Raw genomic sequence first — 22076 nt, forward strand, 5'->3', positions numbered from 1 at the left:
CGTGGTGGGAGTTGGTGGCTGCGCTGGATCACCCGCACATGCTCGCACAGGATCTGACCCTCGGCGGCGACCACCAGACGTTCGGGATAGACCCGCAAGCTCACCGGGCGATTGGCAAATGATGCCGGGACGCTGTAGCGATTGCGCTCAAAGCTGATCAGGCAGGTCGGCGACACCCGCTTGCTCAGTTCGACAAAGCCATCGAAGGCGGGTGGCAATGGCATCAGCGCAGCTTGTTCTGTGGCCCAGACGTCAGCAACGCTCCCCGGTAATGATGCGTGCGGGATCTCGCCCCATAATGCCACACACTGCTGTTCCAGCCAATCGTTCAGGGCCGCCAGATCAAAGAAGTCCGGCATGGGTTGCCACAGTCGGTGTCGGGAATCCTGCACGTTCTTCTCGACCTGTCCCTTCTCCCAGCCTGCGGCCGGATTGCAGAACGCTGGCTCAAATACGTAGTGGTTTGCCATCGCAAGGAACCGCATGTTGACCTGCCGGTCCTTCCCGCGGCCGACGCGGTCAACCGCCGTCTTCATGTTGTCGTAGATGCCGCGCTCCGGGACTCCGCCGAAGACCCGGAATCCGTGCCAGTGAGCATCGAATAGCATCTCGTGCGTTTGCAGCAGATATGCCCGGACCAGAAAGGCCCGGCTATGCGACAGCTTGATGTGGGCAACCTGGAGCTTGGTGCGCTCGCCACCGAGAACTGCAAAATCCTCGCTCCAATCGAACTGGAATGCCTCGCCCGGCCGAAACAACAGGGGAACAAAGGTGCCGCGCCCTGTCGTCTGCTGATCTCGCTGCCGATCGGCCCGCCAGTCACGCGCAAACGCCGCGACCCGGCCGTAGGACCCATCGAATCCCAAAACCACCAGATCCGCGTGCATCTGCTTCAACGTCCGCCGCTGCTTGCGCGACTTGCCGGCCTCCGTCTTCAGCCAGCCGGCCAACTTCTCAGCGAACGGATCGAGCTTGCTCTGCCGCTCCGGCGTCGCGAACTGCGGCTCGATCGTGCCTGCATTCAGATACTTCTTGATCGTATTACGTGACATCCCGGTCCGCCGCGCAATCTCGCGCAGGGGCAACTTCTCACGCAAAGCCATACGTCGGATGATATTCAAAAGTCCCATGTGTATCACTCCAATGTCCCCCGTTGCGCATGCCGCTGGGGGAAGGGTCACATGGGTCAATTCTCAATGGAAATTATGCCGCTACCCGGGTCACTTCTGGGTGGAAATCAACACGAGTACCTTATGGGAGGATGGCGGTGACTGGAATGGAGACCCTGAACTCGGATGGCACATTCAACGCATTCGTGCGCAAGCCGCCCGCAGACAGGGTTATGACGGGGTCATCGACTTGGATGACCAGGGGGACGTCATCATCATTGATTTCAGCGGTCGGAAAAGATTCAACAAAAGATGGACCTATGTGTGCGAGTTGGAGTGAGCACAGCCATGGTATCGATTGGTGTCTTCCGGAGTCATATCAAACGAGGTGACGAAAATCATGAGTGGGCCTGATAGCTCAATACCGGCATGCGCCGCGGGGGGCCGGCTCTGGCGGCGACGCTCGAGCAGATGACGGTACAAACCGTCTGCAAGGCCATCCTTTACGGAGGAAGAGCGATAGATCATCTCATAGCTGACGCAGTCGGGATGCCATTCCAGCAGCACAAAACCTGTAATCGGTTTCTGCATGCAGACCCGTATGGACCGATCCCATGCCCCCGATATATTGGATCCAACTTGCAGCGCGTGGGACGGGGAACATGTCCAATCCGTCGTATCTGCAGCACTTGTCGGCTCAGCGGGCAGATTCTTTTGCCACCGTCGCGGTCGGATGCGTATCGCCGTCCCTTGCTGTGTTACAACGCAAAACGGCAGCCTAGGAGGCTGCCGTCATACATGATCCGGTCCGGAGTGCGGATCAGGCGGACTTGCGCCGCTTGCGTGCCGCGAGACCGCCGAGGCCCAGGGCGGACAGAAGCAGCAGACCGCCGGCAGGGACAGGCACGGCCGACGTCACATTGACCGCGATCGAGCCCGAGTTGTCGCCGTAGGCCGAATCCCAGTTCAGCAAGGACAGGATGCCGGATGTCGCCGCCATGAACGTGTCGCCGAAGCCAATGGCAAAGGCATCGCCCGCGCCGATCCGCCCGACGAGGGTCCCGTAGCGGAACGCGCCAAAGTTGCCGTAGTCCGCACCACTGATTTCCATGCCGTCGGCGGTGAACTCGCGCGGGGTGGCACCCAGGATCCAGGTGTCCGCACGGTCGATCACGTTCACCGAAAAGGTCTGTCCGACTGCGAGGTCGAATGTGGTGGCCACGCCTGTGGAACTGTCAGAGGCCACATCATACATCAGGGTCGCAGCGGATACGGGTGCGGCACACAATACGGCGAGGATGGTAGCAATAAGACGTGCTTTCACATCGGTCTCCAAGTTTTTGAGAAATTCTTAAATGTAAATGCAGTATAGGCTATATTGATTTTTTGTAAAGAAAGATCGTGGCGCTTTCAGGGCAGCCGCTGTGACGCGCGACCCCACGCCGGGGCCTATAGCATACGCGGCCGGGGACGTGCTGCAGAACGGCACTTTTCCTTGCCGCTGCTGTCGTTTGGCCTCCGGCAAACCCTGCGTTGTCCACTACACGATGGCACGACGTCAGAGATGGCCTGTGATGCCGATGCGGTGGACGGGGTGGTGTTCAGCGTCTAACCTCAAGACCGTTCCTGATCCGGCCCGATGACTAGTCCGATACCGACCTGGGCACCAGATCGGAATAGGCTGAATAGGCAGTTGCGCCGCCTGCATCCGACGTGTCCAGCTCGGCCACGTCCAACGCGAGCTGCCTGTCGCCCCGGTAGCGCAAGATGACGCGGCTCGGGCTTGGCGTTGCAGTCAACGCCGTCTCGTCCTCGATCAAGATGCCTGCCAATTGCAGATTAGACTGTAGCGGATCGATGAGGACCGTCGATTGTGTCATCCTGCGCGTTATGGCAAGCGTTGCCGCGCCGCGTGCGGGCAGGGTGGCTCACGTCTCGACGGAAAACCGGCTCACGTCCGCGTGGAAGCCTGCAAGCCTGCAAGCCAAGTCCTTGCTCAAGGACTGTAAAATACATCAATAAAATCAGTCTGTTACACCAGATAGGGCCCCGAAGGGCCCTATTTGTCTCAGAAATAGTGTATTTAAGCGGCTTTGCGGCGGCGACGTGCAGCAACCAGGCCACCCAAGCCCGCGAACAGCATCAGACCAGCGGCCGGCAGCGGGACGGGGGACACAGCAGCGTCTGCCGTCACGATCGCGGTGGCGCGCAAGGCGCCTTGGCCACCTTGATCAAGGCCGTTGAAAGTCAGCGTGTTCACACCGGCCAAGAACATGCTGGCGTCAGTCGATCCGTAGGATGTCAGGGTCTGGAAGGCGGGATAGCCGTAGGACAGAATGGAAATTTCCGTACCGTTCAGCTGGATCGATCCAGCGTTATCAACACCCCAGACGCCGCTGAGGTTCGCTGTAGCCAAGTTGTATCCGGACAGATCAAACTTAAAGACAAACTTTGCGATATCATTGTCGTTGACGTCATCAATCCAGACCCAATCCGAAGCCGGGGTTGTCGCTTCATAGGTATAGGCCGCGTTGTTGGACAAAATGGAAGGCCCGCCAACGGCAACGATGTTATTCGTATCACCCACCTTGGTAGATCCGGACAAAACAGTCGCTGCGTTCGCAGCGCCTGCTGCGACTATTGCGACCGCGAAACATACGGCTGTGCTAAGCTTGAAATTCTTCATATGGGACTCACAACTAAAAACAGGGCTCAATAACCCACTCCGCAATGTTATTGAGCGCGTTCCACGGTTGCTTCAACTAAAAAAGACGGAAACTTGACCAAAGTTTGTCAAATTTATGTTTTTGGTCCCGCCCCTCTCACCAAATACACGCATTAGTTGTTTCCTGTAATAATTTGCGCCTTTTGGGCGTTTCGGACGCTGAGCTTCGAGACCGTTGCGACAGGATCCAGATCCCGGTTTCAACGAGTTCATCCCTCAACGATTCTGTTGGCCGCCATGGTCGCATACGGGTATTTCCACGCATGGGTTGCGCATAAGTGTTGCCGCTCAGGCATCAAAAGCCTACGAAGTGCTACTACTCCAAATCCAAACCACCTCACCCCCTACCTGCATGTCTTGCAGCGGAGGATGTTTCTTTGCGCATCCCTTCGCCGCGCCCCAAGATCTGTCTAGCACGTTCAAATGCCGGTCATGACATTCAGGTAAAACTTTATACCCCTTGCAGCTTTGGGTTGAATTTTTCGCATTAGGAATTATTCTCGCTACTGCAGAATGCCCCAAAACCATTTTGCAGTTCCGCAAGACGACCAAAAGACCCGCCCTTAGCCAGGGCGGGTCCCCCTCCTACAAGACAGACTCCTTGATGACGTTGACAGCCGGAGCTTCCAACCACCTCTGACTGCCCGCCAAAGAGGGGATAATCGGCACGTCTGGCGAAGCCACCGCACTGATCAAGCCATTTCAGACCGCGCGCCTGGTCATCCATCAGAATGCGGAGAGCCTGCAACTCGACCGGGGTGGTCTGGGCGCTGAAGAGCGGACTAGTCAATCGGCTTGGGCACGCGGCGGGACGTCATCGCGGTCGTCGGTCAAGCAGGACACGATGACATGCACGGATGCATACAGCCCAACAGCACTTTTAAGGCATCGCCTGATGCGGCTGTAATGGCCGAGGGGGGATATCTTTCAACAAAAAAGAGGGCCAGAAGGCCCCCTTTCATCAATCTTGATGGCTCTGACTCAGACCAACTTGCGGCGACGACGCAGGGCCGCGATCCCACCGAATGCGCCAAACAGCAGCAAGCCACTGGCAGGAAGCGGCACGGCGGCAATGCTCACGTTATCCAGAGCTGGACCATAGCAGCATGCCGCACCTCCACCGCCATTGCCTGCCGCAAAGGTCAGCAGAGACGAAGTGGATGTGGCCGTGAACTTCAGAACAAACTCCTGCCACTTCATGTCGGTGAGGGTGTTGGCAGACGTCTGGATGTTGTAGCCGTATCTTTCCGTCGTAGCGGGATTTGCCAGCGTCACGTCCATTTTCTTTTCGGTAGGTTGGCCTGCCGGGTTGCCCGACATCCAGAACGACAATTCGTAGGTCGCATTGACGATCAGGTCCGTGATCGTAGTGGAAATCGACCCTTTCGCACTCCCACTCAGGTCAAGGCTGCGACCGCCATCCTGCGCCGTCCAATAGCTACCAATATAGTCGATGTTTTTCGGACCGACCGTCCAGCCCGTGATGGACGTGCTGCCATTCCCAAGTTCGGTAAAGCTACCCGGAGCTGCTCCGATTTCGAAACTTCCGTTGGTGATAGTGGCCGCAGACGCGGCCCCAGAGAAAAGCGCGAGGCCCAAGGCCGACGCCGACAAGATTTTTTTTAGCATTTTTCTACTCTATTTGAAGGAAAATATTTGCGCATGTCGAATTATGCCACACTTTCGCCAAAATCTAAGCGAAACTTTTGCGTCAGGATAGCCGCACCGCGTAATACAATTATAGATTGAGGGCCGCCTCGCTTATTGTGTTATAATTCGAAACAATGCGCCCCTGTGATGCATATTTGGTCACAAATCGACCAACGCCACTCACAAAATCACTCATGGCCGGGCAGCAGCACAGCCAAGAGCGATTCGCGACCAAACGTCAGAAACGATCAAACCGCCTTGAGACGACGCGCGGAGACCTCATCAATCGCAGCCCCATGGACCCCTTTATTGCGCCCATCCTGCGTCGGGCCCGTCCCGCGACGTGAGGATCACACGCACGATTGAGACCGCTTCCACGCCGTCGTACAGCATGAGCGCACAGGGAATGACGTAGGGCAGGCCCGTCACGGACTTCTCGTAAGTGCCGGTCACCCGCCCGGAGCATCCGCTGGGCATATCGCCCAGTGCCAGCGCCGTGCCATCCAAGGCGTCAGCGACACACCGGGCCGCTGTGAGGTTCTCGAATGCGATGTAGGCCAGCTGACCGGTCAGCTCGGCAAGAGCATCGGTGGACCGGTCGCCTCACATCGCCCCACCAGCTGCCGTGTTGATCTTGCGCAGTATGGACGCCATTGCATCATCGTGACTGACCGTCCGACCAGCCTCTATGTCTGCCAATCCGCGCTCAATTCCTTCGATGATCGCAAGCTCCCGGTTCACGTAGGCTTCAACAGCCACAGCCGCCAGAAATGACCGGCTGTGCTGCGTCCCTTCCGCCAGTCTTCCCAGCTTTTCCTTGAATTGCGGATCGAGCCGGATCGTCATCGTGGTGCTGACAGTCATCGCATTGTCTTTACAGATGTGTACATCTTAACACATAGCGCATTTTGCCCATTTCTGGGAGGCTGACCGATCTCAGCCGCGATTTCGGTCACAGGTACGGGCTCCTTGCTGGGGCACACGGAACACAGAGTGCTTGTCGGAATAGAACGCGATCGGTCAGCCATGCGTTACCAGATACAGGTCCAGCGCTTCCAAATAGCTGAACGTGCTTTCCGAGATCATAAACCGCAACTGCATCAGCGTACTCGTCGCATCGTCAATGAACACTAACAGGGTGCAGGCCAGCCCGCGATCCTCGAACCAGCGATGATTCGACCCGTCGATCTGGATCAACTCGCCCAGACACTCCCGGCGGAGCCGCGGCTGATGAAACGTGCGGCGCTGCTTGCGTGACAACCAGATCCCGGCGTCCTGCATCCATTTGCGCAGTGTCTCGCGCGAGACTTTCAGATCGTGGTCTTCTGCCAGCTTCTCGGCCGCGAATGTGGGCCCAAAATCGCTGTACTTCTCTCTGACCAAGGTCACGGCGAACTCACGCACCGCAGGGTCGATCCAATTGTTGGATTTGCGGCCACGCGCCTTGTGCCGGATAGCACCAGGACCTCCAGTCTGAAAATCCTTCAGCAGCCTGTGGACTTGTCGTCGGCTCAGTCCCAGCACGTTGGCAGCGTTCACAGCCGTCATGACACCACGTGTCACTTGGCTCAGTACTTCAATGCGGTTCAGTTCGCGTTCGCTCATGATGATCAATCCCACGGCCACACTCCAATCCTGCTTGATCGACAGGGAAGTGTGACACTTCTACTTTGCAGATGTGGGACATTCTAACTTTGCGCTTACACATGAGATCCCGCGTAATGTGGATTATGTCATTTTAAAATCAATGCCGCTCTGATTGCGCCGTAAGAGTCGTCTAGGTCGACAGGTAAAATCAATGTTCACCAGGCATTCAAGCTGCGACACTACGAACCCATGCAATCACACCGCCGCCACATCCCTGACAAATACCGTTGCAAGATGTGGACATCGGAACCGGAAGAATTCATCGTCGATCCGATCCGCGAGAGGCTGGGACCTGAGGGAATTCGTCGTCGAAGAGCGAGAGAGCAAGGGCTTCATCATGCAACCTGCCGTCAGTCAGACAGCATGTACATCGCCGCTGATCGCAGCTGCGTGACATCATTGAGGGACAGAAGATCGCACGTCTGACAGACGTTGCTGGCTCTGTGATATTTCTCGATGCAGCACAAATATGAATTCTGGTTTCGCTTGAAGGATCGAAAATGTTGGTAGCCGGAGTATGTCGGTTTTCATTGGTCGGACGCGGGGACTGGAAGGCATACCAGGGCAAGACGGATGCAGAAGTCGAGGCCATCGCCACCAGACAGGCTGACGTGCTGTTCACGACCGAGCGGATGACTGCGAGATTGCTGACATTCGAGCACCTGACACTGGCTTCGATCAAAGCGCAAACGGATCAGGACTTCATCTTCATGGTTCTTGCGTCGAACCTCATGCCGAAGCGGTTTCGCGAACGGCTGGAAAACCTTTGCAATGACATCCCTCAGGTCAAGTTGCAGTTCTTTGGACTGACGTCGGCCAGTGACGCACAGAAAAAGATGTTCAGAGAAAACGAACTGGATTTCGGCAAGGTCCTGCAGTTCAGACTGGATGACGACGATTGTCTTTGCGCCGACTATATCGCCCTGATGAAATCTCATACCGCGCATTTGATGGCGCAGGACAAAGAACCCTTTGCCGCCACGATCCACGGCGTCATGTACACGAAAGTCATGGGTCCTGATACGGCCATCTACAACTGGCCCGTCAATTTCTTCAGCGCCGGGGCAGCGGTCCGACATCAGAGCAAGAGCATTTACGACTTCGGACACTTCGCCCTTGAAAACCGTTTCAGATCCGTTTCGATTGCCGGTCGGATTTCTCTGGTGACCAATAACGGGACGAACGATACGGATTACAATTCGGACATGCTGCGCAAGCGTAAGATGTCCGTCATGACGCAGGAACAGGTCGAGATTGCCGTTGAACGCAATTTCAAGTTTCTGGAGGGTCAGGGAAAGAAACTATCCGGGATTGCCGATTTTCTCGAAAAGCCACCGATCGATGATGTCGTCAAGGCGAGCGAAGTCGTGTCTCGTGGTGGGATCTTCATTTCGCACGAAACGTTCTTTCTGACGTATGTCCCACGAAGCGCAGACGACCTTGTCGTCTCAACCTCATACACGACAGGACCTTCCGAAAAAGAGCGCATGACTGGCGGAATGTTTGCGGACAACTGTCGTCGTCTCGGCGTCTCGTCTCTCGATATCGTCCTGCGCGGTGACGACGATTCCGCGCGATCGTCGATCATGACGCACTTGGGCAATATGATGAATGACGGTCTGTTCGCATCGTTCCCGAGGACGTTGATACTGGGGGGGGCCGAAGGCGCACATCTGGCGACCGCCGTCGCAGGTCATTTCCCGGACGCGCCTGTCTTGCTGATTTCGCCCAGGATCGCGACGGCGTTGCCTGTACCGTTGAACAGCGAAAAGAACAGAATAATCGTCATAAGCGATCCCAAGCACGTGGACACGGACTTTTTCGACAAATGCGGCGATGACCGTCCCGTCATATTGAATGCGCGCCGTTCGGGTCCGCACCCGACACGCTTTCTCGATTTCATCGGTGTCCTGGATAAGATGATATTGGAGGCGTTGTCCGGAAAGATCGACGCCGCAAGTTTCTACAGGACATATAGGATTGCTCGGAGCAACAGACGATATCAGGCCGACCTCATGAACGATATCATCGTGAAGAACTCGATGCTTTGCATGAAAACGGCGTATTCATACTTCAAGAAAATCGACAGACATGGATTGGCATCCGAACTCCTGAAGCATCTCGACCGTATCAATGCAGCGTCGGAACATGCTGAAAGCGACGGTTTCAATGGGTAAGAGCAACGCGGAGCCGTTTTTCTTCGTCCCGGGTGCGAACGGTAAATTTGCAATTGTCAGTGACGATGAAAACATCGAGCCGCGGTATGTCGAAAGAGCCAATCTCCTGTCTGTCATCGCGACTGAAAACACCGTCCACAACAGGTTGCTGCACGGCTTCATCACCAATTACAGAGACTTCAGGTCCGCAGAAAAATGCGTCGAGCTAAGAAGTTTTCCAGCCCTCGTAAAGCACTACTCCTTCAAGAAACGCATGCCGAGATGCGGTGGCGCTCTCCTGATGAGTGGCGCCTCCGCCCTTCGTGTGCGCACGAAGCTCTTCAAGGATATGGGTGACAAAAAGGCGCAAAGACTGCTTCAAGACGAATCCGAAAAGGCCCGTCATCGATCAAATCAGAAGTTGCCGGTTATCTCAACGGATGACTTTTCGAAGGATTCCAGCCTCCCCTTCGTCATAGAGTGTCGGAATTTCTACAATTACTACCACTTCACGACCGAATCCATGATTTACCTGCAGATGTACCGTGACTATGCGCTCTCGGGTGACATTCACTTTCTGACAGGGGGCACCAGCGAGGTTCAACCTTATCTGCTGCGAGCGGTCGAGGATTTCTACCCCGATCTGTTTGACAAGGTTAGTTTTTTGACCGGCGGCACCCGATACAAAAAGGCAATTATTCCGTTCAACACGAACCACCTCTATCATTGTTCCGACAGCACGGTGATGAAGGATATCGAAGAAGGCGCCGGGTTCTCGAATAACCTCAAAGATGGAGACCTGCGCCCGGAAACGACGGAAAACTACCGTTGGATATTTCGCAACAGCCGCGACGAGTATATTCAAAGACACCGCGATGACGTCCTGAAGCGCACCTATGTGCATGAGGGGTCAAGATACGTCTACGTCTCGCGCAAACAGGGCGCGTCTCGTCAGAGGTCCGTCGTTGGCGAAGATGCACTCATTGAAATGCTGTCACGCTACGGCTTCGATGTCGTCCAGTTCGAGAACATGACGCCTCTGCAGCAGGCGAGCCTGTGTCACTCCGTCGATATTCTCGTCTCGGCCCACGGCGCCGGTTTCACGAACATGCTTTATGGCAAGCCTGGCAGTTCTTTCATCGAGCTTAGTCATTTGCAGACGGCGCGTCACCGGTTCGGTGACTTCAACATGCATGCGTCAGCCTCTGGCGTGAACTACACCCATTTCTTTGCAGATCACGATGTAGGCGAGTCCGATGAGGTCCCGAACCTCCATCACGAAGGCCACGCCGGCATTTCGATTTCGGAACGCGTGCTGCAGAAACTAGAGCTTTTCATTGCATCCCTCGTTCAAAAAGACGAGCAGAAAAAATTCTTTTCGCGCATAGAGGGTCTGCGTCGAAAAGAGGATCACGCCACGCTCATTTCCGTGATCAATCTGGACACATTGCGCTCCGCCGTTTGCCCCAGAACGGTCGGTTTCCTCGCCGAGGCGTATGAGAAAACGGAGATGACACAGGAGGCACTGAAGGCCTACTCAACTCTGGTATCCCTCGTGCCATACCGTGCCGACCTTTGGGCAAAGGTGCTGGAATTGGCGGAGGCCCTCGCCGACGAGCAGACTGTCAGCTGGGCGCTTGAAATGAGCGAGTCCTACAGGCGTGCCCGCTGGATGCGATGGTGTCGGACCGAGCATGGGGCAATCGCCATTCAAGGATGACGGGATTTTCCGGCCTGCCCATCAACTTGTCATCTTCAAAATGACTTCAAATCATCATGTTGTGCTGATAATGACGTTGAAGAAATCCTGCATGACCCTGCAGCACCGCCGATCTTAAAAGGCCCTATTCCAGCACCGCGACCCATGACGATTGGCCGTCAGCTGGACAAACCAAGTCCCTCACTCCTTAGCGCGAAAGACACCTTGACGATGGAAAATAGCGGAACGAGCGCACCGGAGAAGACGACGCCCAAAGGGTTTCTGGAATTCAGGAATGCCCTTGTCGTTCCGCCCGCCGTCGGAGAAAACGGAAAGTACAATGGATGCTCCGGTGTCTTTCAGGAAGACAGCACATTCGTCAGCAGCTCACTTTCCGTCACCGGCGACAAATTCGTCCACAACGCGCCGGAATTGCCCGCGGCTGGGTCGTTCGAGGAAACGTATCTGGCCGGCACCCATGCGTTCGGCGGCGTCTTCTTTGGCCATTTCGGCCACTTCATCACCGAGTCGACCGGGCGGCTGTGGATATTGGGACAGGACATGCCAATCGACAGCATCATTTTCGCGCCGAAGGAAAAAGGCTTCGCCGACCATGCTGTGGCGCGTCAAACCGGATTGCTGGCCGCGATCGGTGTCCATACCGATCTGACCGTCATCGATCGGCCTGTCCGGGTCGAAAGGCTGATTGTGCCTGATCAGGAGTTCGGTCTGTCGCCGGATTTGATCCGCGGCACGCCGCGTTACGTGGATTTCATGCGGCGTTGTGCTGCGACGGTGAAACCCGAAGGTGCGGAGCTTCTGTATATTTCCCGGCAGGGATTGCCTGCCGACCGCGGCATGATTTTGGGCGAGCAATTCCTGATCAACCGCCTGGAGGCGGAGGGCTACCACATCTTCAAGCCGCAGCGTCATACGCTGCAGCAACAGGCTGCGCATTATCGCGCCGCAAAGAAGATCATTTCCGTCGATTGCTCTCCACTGCATTTCCTGGCGTATGTCGCGCATCCCGACCAGAAGATCAGCATCATCAAGCGCCGTTCGATGGATGCGATCACGAATATTCTCGAACAGCTCGAGAGTTTCGCAAGCCCCAGAGTGCAGGTCATCGACCATATCCGCGCGGATTACGTGAACAAGAAATTCCGTCGTATCGGGCGCACCTCCTGGAGCGATGTCAGCCTGAAATCCGTCGGCGCGGATCTTCTTGCTGCGGGCATGATCACGTCGCTTGACGGTTGGCGTGATCTGACGCCCGCGGAAATCGACGCACAGCTTGCCGAGCTCGGATCTGAATCTGAATCGCCTTACTGGCCCATTCCGGTCGAGGACGCCGTTTCGGCGGAATAGCACTGTGATGATGTCACCGCCCCGCGAGGACAGGGATGTGCCAAGGTGGGTTTGCAATGATCGGTTCTGGTGATGGTTCTGGCATTTAACGCGCCGTAGCGTCACAACGTTCAGGACAAGACCCCTGCAGGATCGATGTTCATTTTCCCCGGGGACGACACGTGCCGACATCTAGAAAAGACGATCCGCGCATCTCGATCAGCGCCATCAACGCCGGCAACATCTTCTGGCCCGGCATCGATCCCGGGATGTACCGCCTTGCCGACGAGGATATCGCGCCGCAGGTCCTGCCCTGCCCCGTCGATGTCGACGCCGTGATCGTGTCCACCGGGGTGGAACACCGTCATCACCTGACCGACTACATGACCCGGCACGAAAGGTTCAGGACGTTCTCTGCCGGGATCGTCTTCCGGAGTCTGATCGTGGCCGCCGAGGACATCCACATCAAGGGGTCGATCGTCACGGTCAAGGGAAAGTTCCTGGTCAACGGACCCTCCGGTCTGCGGATCATCAACCGTCTGTCGCGGGCGCGCAGTGCCAAGAGGGTCCGCAAGCTCGCGGACATCGTCGCATCCTTCGCGGAGCGGCACCGCACGAACCGCATGGACCTGCCTTTCGCCGACCCCTCTGACCGCGATCGCGATCTGATCGTCGTCGCCAAGAACCTGTTCAACTTCTACCACTTCACCCGGGAAACGATGCCGCTCCTGACCCTGTATCAGGACTACAACCTGACGGGCCGGATCATCATCCATGCCCAGAACGGGACGGCAGCCGCTTTCGTGCGCGACGAGATCGACCGGTTCTTTCCGGAGCTTGCGGAGCGCGTCGTGCTGTCGACCGGAGAGCTGAGATCGCCCCGGGCGCTGCTGCCCCTCGATGCACGGCTCCTGTACTACCAGGTCAGCGACGACTGCATGCCGTCCTTCCATGCGCTCACGAAGAAAAGCTGGATGTGGGAAGACCGCACCTTGGGCGAACGCAACCTCAAGACACTGGGTATGAACAGCTGCGAGACCGCGCTGATCGCCCTGCGCGAACGTGTGCTGCAGCGGGTCGCGGCGACACGCAGTCCTGCAGATGTCCCCGCCAGACCGCGCAGGCTCTACGTCGCGCGGCGTCCCGGCCGGCGCCCGCGTGCGGTCGGACAGGAAGAGCTGCTGATTGCGGCACTCACGGCGCTCGACTTCGAGGTCATCCATTTCGAGGATCATGACGTCCTGACGCAGGCCAGGCTCGTGTCAGAAGCGGAGGTCATCGTCACAGCGCACGGAGCCGGCCTGACCAACATGCTCTACGCACCGCCCGGATGCCTGGTGGTCGAGATCTCGACCCTGCAGATCGCCATGCTGCGCTTTGGTGATTTCAGCCCGCTGGCGCTGGTCTCGCGGGCGCGCTACCTGCATTTCTTCACGGACCACGACTGGCCCGATCAGGAGAGTATTCCCGACTACGACCTTCACAGTCTTGTCGGCTCGCAGCTCGACGCGGCTGGCATAGGGATCCTGCGATCCCTGGTGATCGCCCATCTCGACCCCCTGCGACATGCGCAGACCATGGCCGCGGCCGCGCAGTTGAACACCGAAGGCCCCGGCGACGCCCTGGCCGATTTTCTGGCGCAGCATTTCGACACGATGCTGCACGAGCCGGATGCCCATGTCTGGGCCGCCAACTGCGCCGCATCGCGATCCAGACCGAAGGAGGCCCTGCAACACCTGATGCAGGCCGCGCGGTTGGCACCCCAAAGACGCGCCTTGCTGGAACGCGCGATCCTGCTGGCCCATCGCCTCAAGGCCAGTGGAGACTTCGCGAGCCTGGCGTTCGGCTACTTCCGCTATCACCGGGAGTTCGCAGTGGCATTCTTCGCAAAACGCAAGTGGGATGCAGACCCCTATGTCGCAACGCCGGATCCCGACATCACACCCTAGACCTCTCTCGCGCAACGTCCGGACCATTCCGCGCGTGGGGCACAGGCGGCCCCCTGCCCCACGCCCCCCACGCACGGGATCGCCTTTGGCCGCCACCCCCTGTATCCAGACCCGCAACATTCCCTTGAAAGGCCCGCACCCCATGGCCCGCATCTTCGTCACCGGGACCGCCGGGTTCATCGGCTATCATCTGGCCCGCCTGCTGCTGGACGAAGGGCACACCGTGCACGGCTTCGACGGGATGACCGATTACTACGACGTCACCCTCAAGCGGCGGCGCCATGCAATGCTGTCGCAATCGCCCGCCTTTACCGCGACAGAGGCCCTGCTGGAGGACCGCACGGCGGTCGATGCCGCCGTCGACGCCTGCGCGCCGCAGATCATCGTCCACCTCGCAGGGCAGGCCGGCGTGCGCTACAGCCTGGAAGCGCCGCGCGCCTACCTCGATGCCAATGTCATCGGCAGCTTCAACGTGATGGAGGCCGCGCGCCGGCACGGCGTCGATCACCTGATGATGGCCTCGACCTCCTCGGTCTACGGCGCCAACACGGATATGCCGTTCAGCGAGACGCAGAAGACCGTCACGCCGCTGACGATCTACGCCGCCTCCAAGCAGGCCACCGAGGCGATGGGCCACGCCTATGCCCACCTGCACGACCTGCCCACGACGCTGTTCCGCTTCTTCACCGTCTACGGGCCCTGGGGGCGGCCCGACATGGCGCCGATCAAGTTCGTCCGCGCGATCCTCGCGGGGGATCCGATCGACGTCTACAACCACGGCAACATGTCGCGGGACTTCACCTATGTCACCGATCTGGTGCGCGGGGTCCGCCTGCTGATGTTCGACGCGATCCCCCGGCGCCCGGCGGACGGCATCGTGCTTGAAGGCGACAGCCTGTCGCCAGTGGCGCCGTTCCGGGTGGTGAACATCGGCAACGGCCATCCCGAACGCCTGCCCGATTTCATCGCCGCGATCGAGGCGGCGCTGGGGCAGACCGCCCTGCGCCACAACATGGACATGCAGCCCGGCGACGTCCCCGCGACTTGGGCCGACACCGCCCTGCTGGAACATCTGACCGGCTACCGCCCGCAGACCGACATGCGCGACGGCGTCAGGCAGTTCGTCGCGTGGTACAGGGACTATTACGGGGTTTAGAGCCTGATCTGCAACGGCGTCCGTTGCAGGTGCCCTGCCCTTGTCCCCGCCCGCCGTCGGCCGGGGCTCTTCGGTCCGGCAGTGGTTCAGGCCGCACCTGCGGCGAAACCGTGCCGCGCCCGGCAATAAGACGTTTCCAATCGGGGGACGGACTTGCTAAGCAGACGGCGGGATGATGCGGGGATCGTGATGTACAGACGTGTTGGTTATGCGGCGATGCTGGCGATGCTGGCCGGCGGTGCTGCGGCGCAGGACAACGGGCCGTCCTACACAACCTTCGGCACGCCCGGCCTGCTGGAGATGCCGACCGCCGAAAGCGCCGATCCCAATGACATAGCCGTGACTCTGGCCTATTCGCCGACCAGTGGCTACCGCACCTCCTTTACCTTCCAGCTGACCGACCGGCTGTCGGGCAGTTTCCGCTACGGCGTGTTCGACCAGTACGGACGGCCGACCGCGGCCAACCCCGATCCCGGCACGTTCGAGACCTTCGACCGCAGCTTTGACGTGCAGTACCGGCTGACCAACGAAAGTGGCTACCTGCCCGCCATCGCCGTCGGCCTGCGCGATTTCCTCGGCACCGGGCGCTACAGCTCTGAATACGTCGTGGCGTCGAAATCGGTGGGGTCCAAGCTGGTCGTGACCGCAGGCCTCGGCTGGGGCCGGATGGGGCAGAAGAACGGTTTCGGCAATCCGCTGGGCGCTGTCAGCGACTACTTCGACGACCGTCCCGTCTATCAGGACCGCGAATTCAGCGATGATCCCACCGTGGGTCTGGGTGGCCAGCTGTCGGTCAAGCAGTGGTTCCGCGGCGACGCGGCGCTGTTCTTCGGCGCCGAATACCAGCTGACGGACAAGCTGGGGATCAAGGCGGAATATTCCTCGATCAGCTACCCCAAGGACGTGTACAACCCGGCAGTCGACTACAAGTCGCCGTTCAACGTGGGGCTGTCGTATCGCTACAAGCCCGGGATCGAACTGGGCGCCTCCTACATGTACGGCAGCGAATTCGGGCTGCGCGGCACCTTCATCCTGAACCCGACAGAGCGCGACACCGCCAGCGGCCTCGACCCTGCGCCGGCGCCGGTCCGCGTGCGCACCGCCGACCAGCGCGCCGCCGCCACCTGGGACCGCGCGAAACAGCCCGAACCCGCCGTCCGCAAGGGCCTGTCGGACCTGCTGGCGATCGAGGGGATCGAGCTCGTCGGGCTGGAACTGACCGACCGCACCGCGCGCCTGCGCTACCAGAACACCCGCTACCGGAGCGAGGCGCAGGCCATGGGCCGGGCCGCGCGGATGATGACGCAGATCATCCCGCCTTCGGTGCAGACCTTCATCATGGAACCGGTGCAGGCCGGCATTCCCCTGAGCCAGGTCAGCCTGCCCCGCGCCCAGATCGAGGCGCAGGAGAACATGGTCGGCGGCACCGCCGCGATCTACGACGCGGCCACCTTCGGCCAAGCCGGCGCCGCCACGGGGCTGGAAACCCTGCCAGACCCTGATCCGCGGTTCCGCTGGGGCATCGCCCCCTATCTGGCAGTGACCGTTTTCGACGGGTCTGGCCCAGTGAACGCCGATATTGGCTTAGAGGCCACAGCCGAATATCAGGTCAGCCGCAACTTGATCCTTTCAGGTCGGGTACAACAATCATTCCGCGGCAAGCGTGACCCGCTGGGCTTTTTCGACAATCCTAACGACTACGCTAACGTGCGCAGCGACCAGGCCTATTTCGGACGTTCGGGCGATCCGATCCTCAGCAAGCTGACGGCAGCCTACTACACGCGCCTGACACCGGACGTCTATGGCCGCGTCACCGTGGGTTATCTGGAAAAGATGTACGGCGGCATCTCGACAGAGGTGCTCTGGGCACCGGTCGCCAGCCGCCTGGCCCTGGGGGCCGAGGTGAACTACGTCGGCATGCGCGACCAAAACGTCAATTTCGACTTCGCCGAATACAAGACCGTCGTGGATCCGGTGACCCGCGAACGCACCCGCATCAAGACCGGCACCTTCGACGCCGTCACCGCCCATGTCTCGGCCTATTACGACATCGGCCACGGCTATCAGGCGCAGGTTGACGTGGGCCGCTACCTCGCTGGCGATTACGGCGCCACCTTCGCGCTGGACCGCGAATACGCCAACGGCTGGAAGGTCGGCGGCTACTTCTCACTGACCGACATGCCGTTCGACCAGTTCGGCGAAGGCTCTTTCGACAAGGGCATCCGCATCACGATCCCCTACGACTACTTCCTCGGCACGCCGACGCAGAAGACGACCAGCACGACGCTGCAGTCGCTCGCCCGCGACGGCGGCGCGCGCGTACAGGTCGACGGTCGCCTGTACGAGACGATCCGCAGCGGCCAGCTGGGCGATCTGACCACAACATGGGGACGGTTCTGGCGATGAGCATGCATGCGATGACGAAGCACGGCGCCACGGTCTGGGCGATGGTGGCCCTGGTGGCTCTGGCGGGCTGCGGCTCCATGAACGAGGGCAACCTGACCGGCACGGCCCTGACCGCGGTCCGCGCCCGCCTTGACGGCACGCCGGTGCAGCCCGTGGCCACCGCCCCGGTGCTGACCCGCGCCCAGGCCGACGCCAATCCGGGCGGGTTTCTGGTGCTGAATGCCTACAACGGCACAGTGGTGACCGCGATGGCCGCAGGCGCGCGCAACGGCAGCCGCACCACCTGGCTGTCGGCGGAGGGCCCGTCGGTGACGACCCAGAACGGTGTGCTCGTGGCGACCCGCGGCTTTCCGCGCGACCTGATGGCTGCCGACGTGGACGGCGTGATGCGCGCCCTGATCGCCGGTGGCGGGTCCGCCACCCGCGTGCACGAGATCCTTTCCGACACTGACCAGATCGAGACGCTGACCTTCGCCTGCAGCCTCGCCTCGCAGGGGCGCGAGACCATCGGCATCCTCGGTCGCCAGATCGCGACGGAACGTTTCGACGAGACATGTCAATCCGACATGCTGGCCTTCACCAACAAGTACTGGATCGACGATTCAGGCGTCATGGTACGCAGCCTGCAGGCCATCGCGCCTGAATCGGGATACATCCAACTCGACCGGCCCTGACACCACTCCGGCGGATTCGGAAAAGCGGCGCGCCATTCCATATCACCGCATTGGGAGGTGTCGTCCCAATTGAAAACCGACCCCGAAAGCCGATAACGTTGCCGCAAAATGATGCACTGCAGCATAAATCCAACGCAGTGCTGTCAATCGGCGCGCAATATTGACCCCCTATCGGCGCGCAAAATTGACCCCCCGCGGAAGGTGGTAATCAGGGTCTGGCCCGACGCAGCTGATCATGTTGCGGAGGCGGGACAGACCCTGATCAGGCGCGGTTCTTGAAGCGCCACGACTCGTTGCCGGTTTCGACGATCTCGCAGTGATGCGTGAGGCGGTCGAGCAGAGTGGTGGTCATCTTGGCATCGCCGAAGACGGTCGGCCATTCGCCGAAAGCAAGGTTCGTCGTGACGATAATGGATGTTCGCTCATAGAGCTTGCTGATCAGGTGGAACAGCAACTGACCGCCGGCCTGCGCGAAGGGCAGATATCCCAGTTCGTCCAGCACGATGAAGTCGAGGCGGGTCAGGTAGTCTGCCGTGCGCCCCTGCTTGCCGGCGCGGCTCTCGGTGTCGAGCCTGTTCACCAGATCGACAACGTTGAAGAAGCGGCCTCGGGTGCCGTTCCGTATCAAGGCGCGCGCGATCGCAATGGCCAGATGCGACTTGCCCGTGCCCGTGCCTCCGATCAGCACGACATTACGCTGGTCGGCCACGAAGGTGCCGGTCGCAAGATCGCGCACCAGACCCTCATTGACGGGTGTGCCGGCAAAGTCGAAGTCCTCGATATCCTTCGCAAGCGGCAGCTTTGCCACGGTGAGCTGATACTTGATCGATCTGGCCTGCTTCTCGGCGATCTCGGACTGCAACAGATCACCGACAATGCGAGGTGGTTCGAACTGACGCTTGATGCTGGTGGCCATGATCTCGTCATAGGCGCTGCGCATCCCGTAGAGCTTGAGAGTGCCCATCAATTCCATAACCTGGGTGCGTTCCATCGTAGTTTGCCCTCCTGAGGCTGTCGTAGCGTGCGCAATCAGCCACAGGCTCGTGGGTCAGCCGCAACGCGGTGGGGGTGAGAAGCAACGGGGGTGGTGCCGGGTCACGACTGCGCGCGAGGATGTTGATGATCACCGCAGCTGAGAAGACGCCTTGGGCAAGGGCCTCCTGGCAGGCACTCTCGACGGCTGCGATGCCATCGGCGGCAACGCAGCCCAAGATGGCCACCATCTGGCGATCACCGTCGCTGACGCCCTTGAGCTTGCGCCGCACGGCCGCCATTGCTGTCGGCAGCACCCAATTCTGGAACGGGGCACCATTCCGTAAGGCGCCGGGTTTGCGCGCCAGAACAGGCACATAGTGCCAGGGATCGTAGACCGTCTCGTTCCTGCCAAAGCAGCGGGAATGTTCTGCCACGATGACCCCGTCCTGCCGGATGACGATCTTCTCGGCATAAGCGTGGACTTCGACGGGCCGTCCGACAGCCGTCGAGATCACGGAATACCTGTTGTTGTCGAACCGGACGAGGCAGGTCTTGGACACAGAGGCCGGAACGGAATGGAAGCCGTCGAACGAGCCGACATAGGGCACGAGGGTCGCGCGCTCTGCCTCGAACATCTGCCAGATCATCTGATCGCTGCGCTCAGGGTGCTTGTGCGCCTTGGCATAGGCAATGCACTTGTCGAGCAGCCAGACGTTCAGCTCATCCAGGCTCCGGACCCGAAGCCTTGGGGTGAAGAACCGTTCGCGCACAAGGCCAACCTGGTTCTCGACCTGGCCTTTCTCCCAGCCTGATGCAGGCGTGCAGGCAACCGGCTGGACCAGGTAGTGGCTGCACATCTGCAAGAAGCGCCGATTGTAGAGCCGCTCCTTGCCGATGAAGACCGCTTCGACCGCCGTCTTCATGTTGTCGTAGATCCCGCGCGTGCAGGTGCCCTTGAAGAAGGCGAAGGCCCGGTCGTGCGCGTCGAACACCATCTCCTGGCTCTCGCGCATATATGCCCGGGCGAACATCATGCGGCTATGGCAGAGCCTGACATGCGCGACCTTCACCGTCGTCGTCACGCCGCCGATCAGCACGACCTCATGGCTCCAATCGAACTGGTAGGCCTCGCCGGGCGCATAGTAGAGCGGCACGTAGGCTTCGGCCGCCGCTGATCCGCGCGCCTTCGACCAAGTCTTGGCGTAGCGCCGGATCGCATCGTAGCTGCCCTCGTAGCCGAGTGACCGGACCTCCTCGTAGATCCGGATCAGAGTCAGCCGTGCTCGCGAAGGCTTGCCTTCATTGGCGACCAGGAACCGATCCACCTCCGTCTGCCAAGGCCCGATCCGCGGCATCGGCTGATGCTCACGCTCGTAGGCAAAGTCCGTCTCGTCTGACCGCAGGATCTTGCGCACCGTGTTGCGCGACACATGCAGGTCCCGGACGATGCGCTTCATCGACCAGCCCTGCACATGAAACGCCCGACGCACCCGCGCTATCGTATCCACTCGCTTCAACTCCCCCTCCATCCGCTGCCTTGCAACGGATGGTCAGATGAAACCTGATGGGGGTCAAAATTGGATGCCGATTACCCCGCCATGGGGGTCAGTTTTGCACGCCGAAACACACGTGGCAAAGCATCGGCACATTTGGCCGGTCAGCTGGATGTGCGCGGTGCTGGGCGTCTCCCGATCCGGCTTTCATGCCTGGCTCAGAAGGCCGATAAGCGAACGCGCGGCTCAGGATGCAAAGCTCGTCCAGTCGATCGACAAGAGCTTCAAGGCCAGCGATCGCACCTATGGCGCCCGCCGGGTCTGGCGTGACGTTCTGGAAGAAGGTCTCGCATGTGGACTGCACCGGATCAAACGCTTGATGCGGCTAAATGCAATGAGAGCGCGGCCCAAACGCCGCGGGAACCCGAAGGATGACGGCGAGCGGTCGGTCATCGCCGACAACATCCTTGACCGCGACTTCACAGCAGACCGGCCGAACCAGAAGTGGCTTGCCGACTTCACCTACATCTGGACCGCAGAGGGCTGGCTCTACGTGGCGGTCGTGCTGGACCTGTTCTCCAGGGTTCGCCATTGTGCTTGAACCAATGGCGCATCAATGGCTCACCGTCGGCTGGTCCATGAAGGCGGAACGGGATGCTTCACTGGTCATGGATGCGCTGATCCCTCTCATGGTTTGCCAGTCATTCCACCGGAATGACCTGCAAACCACTGCCGGGCAGCGGATGGCCGTCTGGCGGCGCGGAAAGGCTGACGCGCTGCTCCATCACTCAGACCAAGGATCGCAATATACCAGTGAGCAGTTTCAGCGCCTGCTGCTGGACAACGGCATCATTTGCCGGGTGAGCCGTGCGGGCAATGTGTGGGACAACTCAGCAATGGAGAGCTTCTTCTCGTCGCTGAAGATCGAACGGACAGCCCGCAAGGTCTACCGCACCCGTGACGCGGCACGCGCCGACGTGTTCGACTACATCGAGCGCTTTTACAATCCGAGGCGACGGCATTCGAAGCTGGGCTATCTCAGCCCTATGGCGTTCGAGGACCGAGCTATGCAAACCTAACCCGGTGTCCA

General features: G+C 59.5%; 17 protein-coding genes and 2 pseudogenes. 8 read left to right on the plus strand and 11 right to left on the minus strand.

Annotation, left to right across the window (positions count from 1 at the left end; genetic code table 11):
• From istA (GLR48_RS23290) to GLR48_RS23330, 9 genes and pseudogenes are all read right to left on the minus strand, one after another.
• A partial coding sequence (gene istA, locus GLR48_RS23290) for an IS21 family transposase (RefSeq protein ID WP_237066290.1) occupies positions 1-1130 on the minus strand: 1130 nt, incomplete at its 3' end.
• A 297-nt stretch (positions 1131-1427) separates the two neighbouring features.
• Positions 1428-1700, minus strand: coding sequence for a hypothetical protein (locus GLR48_RS23295; RefSeq protein ID WP_237066292.1), 273 nt, complete (start codon positions 1698-1700; stop codon positions 1428-1430).
• Between the two features lie 229 nt (positions 1701-1929).
• Positions 1930-2433 (minus strand): hypothetical protein, encoded by a 504-nt coding sequence (locus tag GLR48_RS23300; protein ID WP_237066294.1) that lies wholly within the window; start codon positions 2431-2433, stop codon positions 1930-1932.
• 319 nt (positions 2434-2752) lie between these two features.
• On the minus strand, positions 2753-2989 hold the full coding sequence (locus GLR48_RS23305) for a hypothetical protein (protein WP_237066296.1): 237 nt from the start codon (positions 2987-2989) through the stop codon (positions 2753-2755).
• 203 nt (positions 2990-3192) lie between these two features.
• Positions 3193-3795, minus strand: coding sequence for a VPLPA-CTERM sorting domain-containing protein (locus GLR48_RS23310; protein ID WP_237066298.1), 603 nt, complete (start codon positions 3793-3795; stop codon positions 3193-3195).
• A 1020-nt stretch (positions 3796-4815) separates the two neighbouring features.
• Positions 4816-5463, minus strand: a complete 648-nt coding sequence (locus GLR48_RS23315; protein WP_237066300.1) for a choice-of-anchor C family protein — start codon at positions 5461-5463, stop codon at positions 4816-4818.
• Positions 5464-5790: 327 nt separating this feature from the next.
• Positions 5791-5991 carry a hypothetical protein gene (locus GLR48_RS23320; protein WP_237066302.1) on the minus strand — a complete coding sequence of 67 codons (201 nt, stop codon included), beginning with the start codon at positions 5989-5991 and terminating at the stop codon, positions 5791-5793.
• Positions 5992-6087: 96 nt separating this feature from the next.
• The gene (locus GLR48_RS23325) at positions 6088-6348 is read right to left on the minus strand and encodes a CopG family ribbon-helix-helix protein (protein ID WP_237066304.1); all 261 of its coding nucleotides are present in this window, start codon (positions 6346-6348) and stop codon (positions 6088-6090) included.
• Positions 6349-6444: 96 nt separating this feature from the next.
• A pseudogene (locus tag GLR48_RS23330) lies at positions 6445-7104 on the minus strand (ISNCY family transposase); the annotation flags it as partial.
• A gap of 527 nt (positions 7105-7631) precedes the next feature.
• On the opposite strand from GLR48_RS23330, the gene GLR48_RS23335 reads away from it, so the two are divergent.
• The 7 genes from GLR48_RS23335 to GLR48_RS23365 all read left to right on the plus strand — a co-directional run bounded on the left by GLR48_RS23335 (position 7632) and on the right by GLR48_RS23365 (position 18518).
• Positions 7632-9308, plus strand: a complete 1677-nt coding sequence (locus tag GLR48_RS23335; protein ID WP_237066307.1) for a glycosyltransferase — start codon at positions 7632-7634, stop codon at positions 9306-9308.
• The gene (locus GLR48_RS23340) at positions 9280-11007 is read left to right on the plus strand and encodes a glycosyltransferase family 61 protein (protein WP_237066309.1); all 1728 of its coding nucleotides are present in this window, start codon (positions 9280-9282) and stop codon (positions 11005-11007) included. The genes GLR48_RS23335 and GLR48_RS23340 overlap by 29 nt, the downstream gene beginning before the upstream one ends.
• A 210-nt stretch (positions 11008-11217) precedes the next feature.
• The gene (locus GLR48_RS23345) at positions 11218-12354 is read left to right on the plus strand and encodes a glycosyltransferase 61 family protein (RefSeq protein ID WP_237066311.1); all 1137 of its coding nucleotides are present in this window, start codon (positions 11218-11220) and stop codon (positions 12352-12354) included.
• A 161-nt stretch (positions 12355-12515) separates the two neighbouring features.
• Positions 12516-14282: a glycosyltransferase 61 family protein gene (locus tag GLR48_RS23350; protein WP_237066313.1), complete on the plus strand. Its 1767-nt coding sequence runs from the start codon at positions 12516-12518 to the stop codon at positions 14280-14282.
• 142 nt (positions 14283-14424) lie between these two features.
• Entirely contained in the window at positions 14425-15438 is a 1014-nt protein-coding gene (locus tag GLR48_RS23355; RefSeq protein ID WP_237066315.1) for an NAD-dependent epimerase/dehydratase family protein, read from the plus strand.
• Positions 15439-15627: 189 nt separating this feature from the next.
• On the plus strand, positions 15628-17844 hold the full coding sequence (locus GLR48_RS23360) for a YjbH domain-containing protein (protein ID WP_237066317.1): 2217 nt from the start codon (positions 15628-15630) through the stop codon (positions 17842-17844).
• Positions 17841-18518: a YjbF family lipoprotein gene (locus GLR48_RS23365; RefSeq protein ID WP_237066320.1), complete on the plus strand. Its 678-nt coding sequence runs from the start codon at positions 17841-17843 to the stop codon at positions 18516-18518. Before GLR48_RS23360 ends, GLR48_RS23365 begins: the two co-directional genes overlap by 4 nt.
• 262 nt (positions 18519-18780) lie before the next feature.
• On the opposite strand, the gene istB is transcribed toward GLR48_RS23365, so the two are convergent.
• Both istB and istA (GLR48_RS23375) read right to left on the minus strand, forming a co-directional pair.
• Positions 18781-19509 (minus strand): IS21-like element helper ATPase IstB, encoded by a 729-nt coding sequence (gene istB, locus GLR48_RS23370; RefSeq protein WP_237066322.1) that lies wholly within the window; start codon positions 19507-19509, stop codon positions 18781-18783.
• On the minus strand, positions 19442-21010 hold the full coding sequence (gene istA, locus GLR48_RS23375; RefSeq protein WP_237066324.1) for an IS21 family transposase: 1569 nt from the start codon (positions 21008-21010) through the stop codon (positions 19442-19444). The genes istB and istA (GLR48_RS23375) overlap by 68 nt, the downstream gene beginning before the upstream one ends.
• Positions 21011-21122: 112 nt before the next feature.
• On the opposite strand from istA (GLR48_RS23375), the pseudogene GLR48_RS23380 reads away from it, so the two are divergent.
• Positions 21123-22065: pseudogene (locus GLR48_RS23380) on the plus strand (IS3 family transposase); the annotation flags it as partial.
• Positions 22066-22076: the final 11 nt, after the last annotated feature.

It is taken from the genome of Loktanella sp. M215 (genome assembly GCF_021735925.1).
Classification (GTDB): Bacteria; Pseudomonadota; Alphaproteobacteria; order Rhodobacterales; family Rhodobacteraceae; genus Loktanella.